General features: G+C 66.8%; 6 protein-coding genes. 4 read left to right on the forward strand and 2 right to left on the reverse strand.

Going from position 1 to position 9631, the window contains the following annotated elements:
* From MUO23_08415 to MUO23_08425, 3 genes are all read left to right on the forward strand, one after another.
* A partial coding sequence (locus MUO23_08415) for a M23 family metallopeptidase (protein ID MCJ7512979.1) occupies positions 1 to 915 on the forward strand: 915 nt, incomplete at its 5' end.
* Between the two features lie 134 nt (positions 916 to 1049).
* Positions 1050 to 2513, forward strand: coding sequence for a peptidoglycan DD-metalloendopeptidase family protein (locus MUO23_08420; protein ID MCJ7512980.1), 1464 nt, complete (start codon positions 1050 to 1052; stop codon positions 2511 to 2513).
* Positions 2510 to 4021 (forward strand): LysM peptidoglycan-binding domain-containing protein, encoded by a 1512-nt coding sequence (locus MUO23_08425; GenBank protein MCJ7512981.1) that lies wholly within the window; start codon positions 2510 to 2512, stop codon positions 4019 to 4021. The genes MUO23_08420 and MUO23_08425 overlap by 4 nt, the downstream gene beginning before the upstream one ends.
* Positions 4022 to 4304: 283 nt before the next feature.
* Here MUO23_08425 and MUO23_08430 read toward each other — a convergent pair whose 3' ends face one another.
* Together MUO23_08430 and MUO23_08435 are read right to left on the reverse strand one after the other, a co-directional pair.
* On the reverse strand, positions 4305 to 6980 hold the full coding sequence (locus MUO23_08430; protein ID MCJ7512982.1) for a DNA topoisomerase 4 subunit A: 2676 nt from the start codon (positions 6978 to 6980) through the stop codon (positions 4305 to 4307).
* 907 nt (positions 6981 to 7887) lie between these two features.
* The gene (locus MUO23_08435; protein ID MCJ7512983.1) at positions 7888 to 8028 is read right to left on the reverse strand and encodes a hypothetical protein; all 141 of its coding nucleotides are present in this window, start codon (positions 8026 to 8028) and stop codon (positions 7888 to 7890) included.
* A gap of 223 nt (positions 8029 to 8251) precedes the next feature.
* Between MUO23_08435 and nusA the strand changes: the two genes are divergently transcribed.
* The coding region (gene nusA, locus MUO23_08440; GenBank protein ID MCJ7512984.1) for a transcription termination factor NusA at positions 8252 to 9631 on the forward strand (1380 nt) is incomplete at its 3' end.

The raw sequence follows: 9631 nt of genomic DNA on the forward strand, positions 1-9631 counted from the left end.
CAACACCAATCTGGATGGGTGACCAACCCCAGCCCATCCGAAGTAGATCGCACTTACCCGCTGGGATTCGTGAGTGCAGGTCACACGGGGCTGTTCTCGCAGCTCTCGTGGGCCGCCAGTCAGCTGAATTCCGGGTACTACCGCTGGCGCGCCGGCTATGCGGGGCCCTTCCTGCTGCCGGATGGCAGCTCAGTTCCGGCGGGTCCTGGAATCAATGCCGGCACCGCAGGCGTCCAGACGTTCTTCGCGGGCCTACTGCCGTACGACGCCTGGTTGGTGGCGATCGAGCCCGGAGGATTCGTCCGAACCTACGCCGCGCTGTTTGGGGACCCGTTTGCCATCACCCTCGACCCGCTGGTTCCGCCGGGGTTGGAGCAGCCCGGTTTGCAGCTTCCCTTCGAGGACGGCAAGGTCTGGTCCTTCACCGGAGGACCGCACAGCGCCTGGGGCAGCGGGTCGGCATGGGCGGCCCTGGATTTCGCGCCTCCCGGAAACGCACTCGGCTGTGTCCTCTCGGACGAGTGGGTAACGGCCGCCGCCGCCGGGCTGGTGCTGCGGTCGGAACAGGGCGAAGTGATCGTGGACCTCGACCAAGACGGCTACGAGCAGACTGGCTGGGCGCTGCTCTACATGCACATTGAGTCGCAAGATCGTGTGGCGGCGGGGAGTATTCTGAAGGCTGGCGACTTGATCGGGCACCCCTCTTGTGAGGGCGGCGTGTCCGATGGGACGCACGTGCACTTCGCCCGCAAGTACAATGGCGAGTGGATTCCAGCCGACGGAGAACTGCCCTTCAAGCTCGATGGATGGCTCTCAACGGGTGCCGGACGCGAGTACGACGGCCGGCTTGAGCGGGGCGATGTCAGCCTGGAAGCCTGCTCTTGCCGCATTGACAACAACCAGGTCAGCCGATGAGTATGCTCCCCCAGGCGCGGTCCGCACGGGTTCGATCGTGGCTGGCGCCAGCGCTCGCCGTCTTGGCGGCGGGCATGGCCTGCGCTCGGGCAGATATTCCTGCCGGCGGGGGGATCGGTTCGGGCGGATTGCCGTTGGAGCCCACCGCCGCCACACCGTCGGCGCCGCTTCCGACGCAGCAGGCTCCATCGACTCTGCCTGCGGCGACCCTCGCCCCCACGGCGACGCCAAGCATCGAGCCGGCTGAACCTGTTGCCTCCCCAACCTTCCCTGCCACGCCGACCATCGGGCTGATCTCCGAGTCCGAGGAGATCCTGTACCTCTCGCAATCCGGCGACACATTGCGGGCCGTAGCGGCCCGCTTCGGCGTTGTGCCGGAGGACATCGTCGTTCAAGGTGGAGCGTTGCCTGGGGCTGACAGCCTGGTGGATCCGGGGCTGCAACTGATCCTGCCGCGCAGGCTGGCATCGACCGGTCCATCGGAACGCCTGATCCCAGACAGCGAGCTGATCTTCTCGCCGAATGCCGCCGAGTTCGACGTGGACGGGTTCTGTGCCGCGGCGGGCGGCTTTCTCTGCCAATACCAGGAGTACGTCGGCTCGCGCCGGCTGCGAGGCCCCGAGATCCTCGCCCAGGTCGCACGCGACAACGCGGTGAACCCGCGCCTCCTGCTGGCGCTGCTAGAGTATGAGTCAGGCTGGGTGCTGGACAGTGAACGGCCGGCAGGCCAGGCCGCCGACTTCCCCCTTGGACACAGCAGCCCGGATAGCCGGGGCTTGTTCCGCCAGCTGACGTGGGCCGCCAACGAGCTGGGCAACGGCTACTACGGATGGCGGGCGGGCGGCCTGACGGATCTGAGTCTCAGCGATGGCAGCAGCCTGCGTCTGGCGCCGTCGCTTAATGCTGGGACGGTTGCACTCCAACGCTTCTTCTCACTGAGCCCGGATCCGGCCGCCTGGGCGGAGAGCGTCGGCGCCGAAGGGTTCATGCGGACGTACACTGCCATGTTCGGCGATCCCTTCCAGGATGAGTTCCAGATCTACGAACCCGGGGTGGCGCAGCCAGCCTTGATCCTGCCGTTTCTGCCCGGACACGTCTGGGCGTACACGGGCGGGCCACACGGTGCGTGGGAACGCGAAAGCGCCTGGGCAGCGATCGATTTTGCCCCGCCATCGCTTCAGCCGGGGTGCGTCGATTCCTCGGAGTGGATCGTTGCCGCGGCTCCCGGGCTGGTGGTGCGCAGCGGAGGCGGCGTGGTCGTGCTCGACCTGGATGGGGACGGCCGAGAGCAAACGGGCTGGACTCTGCTCTATCTGCATGTCGCCGACGCCGGCCGGGTGCAGGTGGGTGACTTCCTAGAGGAAGGCGACCTGCTGGGGCATCCCTCTTGCGAGGGGGGAGTCGCCACGGGGACCCATCTGCACATCGCCCGCAAGTACAACGGGGAGTGGGTGCTGGCAGACGGGCCTCTGCCGTTCACGCTCAGCGGCTGGAGGGTCCAGGCCGGGAGCAAGCCGTACCAGGGGACCCTGATCCAGGGCGATCAGGTGGTCACAGCTTGCAGTTGCGCCAGCCAAGAAACCCAGATCAGCCGATGACTCAGCCCGAGTTCAATCGAGGGTTGGCGCTCGCCAGCGTGCTGGCTGCCTACCTGGGGGGTTGCGCCGCCCCGCAGGCAGAGCTGCCCCCGAGTTCACCGACGCCCGAAGTTATGAGCGCCAGTGTCGCTACCGCCCTGCCGACGCGCAGCGCCTTTCCCCCTGGGGAGGTGCTGCCGTACGTTGCACAAAGCGGGGATACGATCCCGGTAGTAGCAGCCCACTTCAACACCACTCCCACCGTGATCCTGGAGGCCAATCCCGGCCTTTCCCAAACCACGACCCTACCGGCGGGGCTGCCGCTCCAGGTGCCGGCCTACTACCTGCCGCTCACGACCACGCCGTTCCAGAGCCTCCCCGACAGCGAAGTCATCAACGGGCCGACAGCGGTCGGGTTCGACACCCGGCAGGAGATCCTCAAGCGCCCTGGGTTCCTGAGCACGGTTTCCGACTATGCCTTCCGCAGAGAGCGTCCGGCCTGGGATGTGATTGATGTCGTTGCCCGCAACTACTCATTGCATCCAAGGTTGCTGCTGACCTTGCTTGAGCATCAGACTCAGGCGCTCAGCCAGCCCTTCCCGGACGAGATGGATCTGATCTATCCCCTGGGGTATGAGAACACCCGCTATCGCGGCCTGTACCGCCAATTGATCTGGGCGGCAGAGCAGGTGAACGACGGGTACTACGGCTGGCGAACTGGCAGCCTGCGCGATTTTGAACTTGCCGACGGGTTGCTGGCCCGCCCGGACTCCTACCAGAACGCTGGGTCAGTCGCCATCCAGAAGCTGTTTGCGTCCATGATGGGGCAGCAGGCCTTCGAGCGGGCGGTAGGCCCGAACGGGCTGGCCGCCACCTACCAGAGGCTGTGGGGGACCCCGGCGTTTGTGGCCGCGGTCGATTTGATCCCGGGCCAGCTCGAACAGCCGGCGCTCGCACTCCCGTTTCTGCCCAATCGGATCTGGGACTTCACGGGAGGTCCCCATCCGTCCTGGGGACCCGGCCTGCCGAATGGAGCCCTGGATTTCGCGCCGCCGGCGATGGAGGGCGGCTGCGCCTGGTCCGGAGAATGGGCCGCCGCACCTGTAGCCGGCACTGTCACCCGCAGCGAGGAGGCCATTGTTGAACTCGATCTCGATGGCGATGGCGATGGCGATCCCCGGACCGGATGGGTGCTGTTCTTCTACCACGTGGCAGAGCAGGACCGGATCGCACTGGGTGCAGAGGTGACCGCCGGCGATCGCCTGGGGCATCCGTCGTGCGAAGGTGGCCGGGCGACGGGTACCCACTTCCACATCGCCCGCCGCTACAACGGCGAGTGGCTTCCGGCCGGGGGACCGCTGCCCTTTGTCCTCGATGGGTGGGTGGCAGCAGACGGAAGCGAGCCTTACCTGGGGACGATGACCCGCGGCTCAAAGACCGTCGAGGCCTGCACCTGTACCACCGCCAGCAACCGCATCCTGTACGTCCTCCCCGACGGGGCGACCCCGACTCCCTCCGCCGCTCCCTGAACGCACGACTTGGCGTGACCCGGACCTCGACCGAGGCTGACGAACCTGCGAGGTGAGGCGTGGGCGCAGCACCCTTGCGCGCCCCAAACGGCCCATCGGCCGCGGCCAAGCCCGGGGGCCAACCCTCGGGCGAGGAGACTCCGAGCCTTGAACCTCCGGTCCAGTGCCAGAAGTCCTGGCACCAGGCGTTGGCTGTTTGCGCGCCGGGGCTACACTGGCTAGCTTCAGTGAGTCGAACGGCTACTGGCGAGCGCGAGGCCCTCGCCGGGCTTCGGTCGGTAGGCTAGCGTTTCGCCTTGGCAGGTGGCTTGCGCGTGCCGGGTTTCGGCTGGGCTGCCTTGGGCGTCTTGCCCCGTCTTGCCCTGGGTTTTGCCTGGCTTGGGCTGGGCCTGCCGCCGGTCTTGGATCTCGCAGCGGTGCCTTTGGCCTTGCTGCTGGCTGAGCCTCGGCTCGCCGCTCGGGTGGGGCTGTTACTCCTACCACGCACACCCGTCTTCTGCGCCGGTCGGGTTTGTCTCTCGACAGAGGCTGCCCTGGACTGGGGAACGGTAAGGGCTACGACCCGATCGCTTTCGCGAACCTCAGCCACCGTCTTGCCGCGGCCGCCGCGGGTGCGGCGGGGCGCGTCCGAGAGAGCGATCGAGCGGTCGGCGGACTTGTGAAGGTGGACCACGGCTCGATCCTCCGGGGAGCCGACCGCCGCGGCTGCCACGGCATCGCCCGCCTCGAGTTTCCAGGCTCGCACGCCCCGGCCATTGCGCCGCTGAAGCGGGAACTGCCCGAGATCGACCCGCTTGGCCTGCCCGCGGTCGGTCACGAGCAGCACTTCGGACTTGTCTGGGGCAGGATCCATCCCAACCACGCAATCCTCATCTTCCAGGCGCATTCCGAGGACACCCCCGGCGCCAAGTCCGGTCGGACGGATCTCATCCTCGGAGAAACGGATCCCTGCTCCAAAGCGACTGATGAGCACCAGGTCGTCCTGCCCGCTGGTCAGTCGGGCCCATCCCAGTGCATCCCCAGGGCTGAGGTTGATTGCCAGGAAGGTCTTTGCCGACGGGCCGGGCAGGGTTTCCAGGCTCGTCTTCTTGAGCATGCCGGAGCGGGTGCCGAGGAGCAGGTGAGCCTGGGCCGAGGGCGAGCGATCGGCAGGGAGCACGACCCCGGCGACAACATCAGCCCCCGGCCCGAACGCCGTTGCGCCGGCGACGGCGTTGCCATCCTTGGGATCATCGCACTCCGGGAGGGTGTGCACAGCCAGGGCGCAGCCCTGGCCGCGCCGGTCGAACAGGTACAGCGTGTCGCGGGCAGTGGCGCCCAGGAGCAGGGCGGGCGTGCTGCGGCCGGCGAGGCGCGGCAGGCGCGCAGTCGGAGTGCGGGAGACCAGCCCATCCGTCGTCACAACGACCCAGGTGTCCTTGGCTGGCGCCAAGTCGTCGGCGGTCAGCAGTTGACGGCCCTGGCGGCCGCGCTTGGCCTGATAGATCTGCGTCAGACGCCGGTCACCAAACCGGCTTTTCAAGTCGTTCAGCTCCTCGATGATGGCTGCGCGCTGTTTTTTCTCCGACGACAGCAATGCCTCGAGGTCGCGGATACGGGCCTGGGTCGCCCGGTAGTCTTCTTCGATCTTCTTGCGCTCAAGGGCGGAAAGGCGCTTGAGTGGCAGTTCGAGTATCGCCCGCGCCTGGGCGTCGCTCAGCATCAAGCGCTTCATCAGGCGCAGCCTGGCCTGTTCCGTATCCGGCGCGGCCCGGATCAGCTTGATCACTTCATCCAGGTGGTCGAGGGCCACTCGATAGCCCTCGAGGATGTGGGCGTGCTCGCGGGCTCGGGCCAGCTCGAAGGCGCTGCGGCGCTGGATGACCTGCAGGCGGTGCTCGAGGTAGACGCGCAGTGCCTGCTTCAGGCTGAGCAGACGGGGCTCGCCGTCAACAAGGGCCAGCATGTTCACCCCGAAGGTGCTCTGCATCGGCGTGCGCCGGTACAGTTCCGCTAGTACCTTCTCAGGCTGGGCGGTCTTGGCCAGCTCGAGGACTATGCGCAAACCCTGCCGATCGGACTCATCGCGCAGGTCGGAGAGACCTTCCAGATCGCCGCCACGCGCCAGCTCGGCGATGCGTTCGATCAGGCTCGACTTGTTGGTCAGATACGGCAGCTCGGTGACGATGATGCGCGTCCGTCCCCGGCCCATCTCTTCCACGTGGGCTTTCGCCTGGACCACGATCCGGCCGCGGCCGGTGGCGTAGGCCGCGATCAACCCCTCACCGTCGCCCTTCTCCTGGAGGATGATGCCACCGGTTGGAAAGTCCGGACCCTGGATGAACTGCAACAGGTCCTCAACGCCGACCTTCTCGAGGCGCGACCAGTTCTCGAGCATGAAGGCCAGGGCGTTGCACACCTCGGTCATGTTGTGCGGCGGGATCGAAGTCGCCATCCCGACGGCGATCCCGGTGGATCCGTTGACCAGCAGGTTCGGTACCGCGGTCGGGAGGACCACGGGTTCATACAGCGTGCCGTCGAAGTTGTCGCTGAAGTCGACCGTCTCCTTGTCGATCGCCAGCAGCATGTCCACCGCCAGCGGCGCCAGGCGGGCCTCGGTGTAGCGCATGGCCGCGGGCGGGTCGCCGTCGACCGAGCCGAAGTTACCCTGGCCGTCAATCAGCGGGTAGCGCATGGAGAAGTCCTGTGCCATCCGCGCCATAGCCTCATAGACAGTCATGTCACCGTGCGGGTGGTACTTGCCGAGGACCTCACCGACGATGCGGGCGGACTTCTTGTATTCCAGCGTGGGGCGGATGCCCATGGCGTGCATGGCATACAGAATCCGGCGGTGGACGGGCTTGAGTCCGTCGCGGGCATCGGGAAGGGCCCGCGCCACGATCACACTCATGGCGTAGTCGAGATACGACTGCTGCATCTCGACATCGATGTCGATCTGCCGAACCAAGCCAACTTCCATGGATCACCTCAGCTGGAAAGAACTGGCGGGGGACATCATACGGGCAGGATGCGCAGGCGTCAATTGCCTCTGACCCGTGCAAGAGACTTGCGGGATGGGGTCGCGCCGCGAAGAGATAGGCAGATCGATCGGCAGGGGTGTGGCTGTCGGGTATGCCCCCGCGTCGAGGTGCACGCGGCGCCTGAGGCTGGCCGGGCGGGGCCGCCCGAGGGGCTTGGCCGACTGCTGCGATCCGGGGCAAACTTGGCAAGGGCGGGGTGTGGGCCACGGCCCCACCCCGCCCTGAACGCCAAGGAGGGAGAGCCGACTCTTGAGGCCTGCCCCGCTTGAGCCTCAGGCACAGGCGGGGGTGATGCTTGGGCCGTCGGTGGCGATTTCCTCGGTCTGGCCTTCCTTCACGGTGAAGGTGCGCGCCTCAGCCTCGCGAGGCTGAGGTCGAGGGCGGAATACTTGCCGGGGTTGACCTGCTTCTGGTTATCCGGCGTGTCCGCCTGCTGCTTGAGCTGAAGCTGCCGGGATCGATCGCCATTGGATGGAGGGTGCAGCTGCGCAAGTAGGCCAGCTTGGCCGGGTCGGCGGTGAGGATTCCGAGGGACTGGAGTGCGCCGGCGGTAGGGGCCACGCCGACATAGCCCGAATCCACCGAGATCCAGCCTGAGGCACCCGGCTTGTCGGGGATGGCGATGGTGACCCAGGGGGAAGGTTCGTTGCGGCCGGTCCCCGGAGAGGACTGGCCGTTCAACAGGAATCCGACGATGTCGTACGCCTGGCCAGGGCCACGACGGCTGTTCAGATTGCCTCCGCTGGTGCTGAGCACCACGCCTTGGCTGACAGGGGTGTCGGTGGGCGCCGGGGGGGAGAAATCGCCTGCGCCGGCTCGGCAGTGGCCGTCGCGGGGGCCGCGGTCTCACTCGGCATCGGCGCCGCGATTGGTGATGCCGAGAGCGGCGCCTGGCCTGCCGGCCCGGACAAGTTGCAGTCCGGGCTGGCCACGAACCAGGGCAGCCGCCGGCAGGTACGCCCGGTCAGGATGAAGACGGCGGTTCATGAGCCTGCTTGCGGTGGGTGGCGCGGGATCGGGGAGCCCGCCAGCCAGCAAGGATACCAAAATTGTCCACATATCAAGCGGGTGCCCGCCCGGCGTGCACGGCCTTTCGCCCTTGCGGGGGTGGGGAGGGTGTGCTAGAATTGGGGCGTCCGTATCCGTAAGAAGTTCGTGTGAAAAGTGGGCTGCCCCCACTTTTCTTCGTGTAAGGCAGGATGGCGCTAAGATGAAGAGCGAGTTTTCGCTGGCATTCAACGAGATCACCGAGCGTTTCGGGCTCTCCCGTGAAACCGTGATGGAGGCCGTGGAAGCGGCGATGGTCTCTGCCTACCGGCGGGCCGTCAATGCCTCCACCCAGCAGGCGGTTGAAGCCAAGATCGACTCCGAGACCGGCGTGGTTCGGGTGTTCGCCGAGAAAGAAGTCGTGGAGTCGGTCGAGAACGAGATGACCGAGGTCAACCTGGAGGCCGCCCGCGCCGCCAACCCCGAGGCCCAGCTCAACGACATACTGTTGGTGGACTCAACGCCGGAGGACTTCGGGCGGGTTGCCGCTCAGACGGCCAAGCAGGTGATCTTGCAGCGGCTGCGCGAAGCCGAGCGCGACGCGCAGTACGAGGAGTTCATCGATCGCGAAGGCGACATGGTCCACGGCACCGTGCACTCGATCACGGCTCAAGCCGTAAGCGTCGGGCTGGGACGGGCCGAGGCCATCCTGCCGCGCAACCAGCAGATCCCAGGCGAGTCATTCCGCGTCCGAGACCGGGTGAGAGTGTACGTCCTCGAAGTCCGCAAATCCTCGCGCGGGCCGGTGATCGTTGTCTCGCGCACCCATCCCAACATGCTTCGCCGGCTGCTCGAGATGGAAGTGCCGGAGATCAGTCAAGGGCTAGTCGAGATCAAGGCCATCGCCCGGGAAGCCGGCAAGCGCGCCAAGGTAGCCGTCAGCGCATTGCGCGATGGTGTCGATCCGGTCGGGGCTTGCGTCGGCCTGCGCGGGGTGCGCATTCAGTCGATCGTGCGCGATCTGAACGATGAGCGCATCGATGTCATCCCCTGGGACTCCGACTCGGCGCTGTTCATCGCCAAAGCTCTGAGCCCGGCTCGGGTCTCCGGGGTGTACCTGGATGAGGACCCGGAGAGGGGCCGCACGGCGCTGGTGGTCGTGCCCGAAGACCAGCTAAGCTTGGCCATCGGCCGGGCCGGGGTCAACGCTCGGCTGGGGGCGCGGCTGACCGGCTGGCGCATCGACATCAAGAGTCTGGTCGAAGCCGCGACGGAATCGCGGGCCCAGGTCGAGCGCGAACCCGCACTCCTGGAAGCCTCCGATCGCCTGTCCGAGCTCGTGACCCAGGTCGATGCTATCCTGGCCAAGAAGGACGAGAACCGTCCGGTCACCCCGGAGGAATACCAGGTGCTGACGAGCTTCGTCGAGCGCCTCCAGCGCCATCTCGAATCGCGGCGCGGCGCCCGCCGCATGGCGTATCTGGAGCGCCTGGCGGCGGTACGCGAGGGCATTCCGGCCAGCGCCCATCAGGTCGGCCTTGATCAGGTAGGCTTGTCGGAGCGGGTGCTCAGCCTGCTGACGGAGGCCGGCTACGAGAGCGCC

Source organism: Anaerolineales bacterium (assembly GCA_022866145.1).
GTDB lineage: Bacteria > Chloroflexota > Anaerolineae > Anaerolineales > E44-bin32 > PFL42.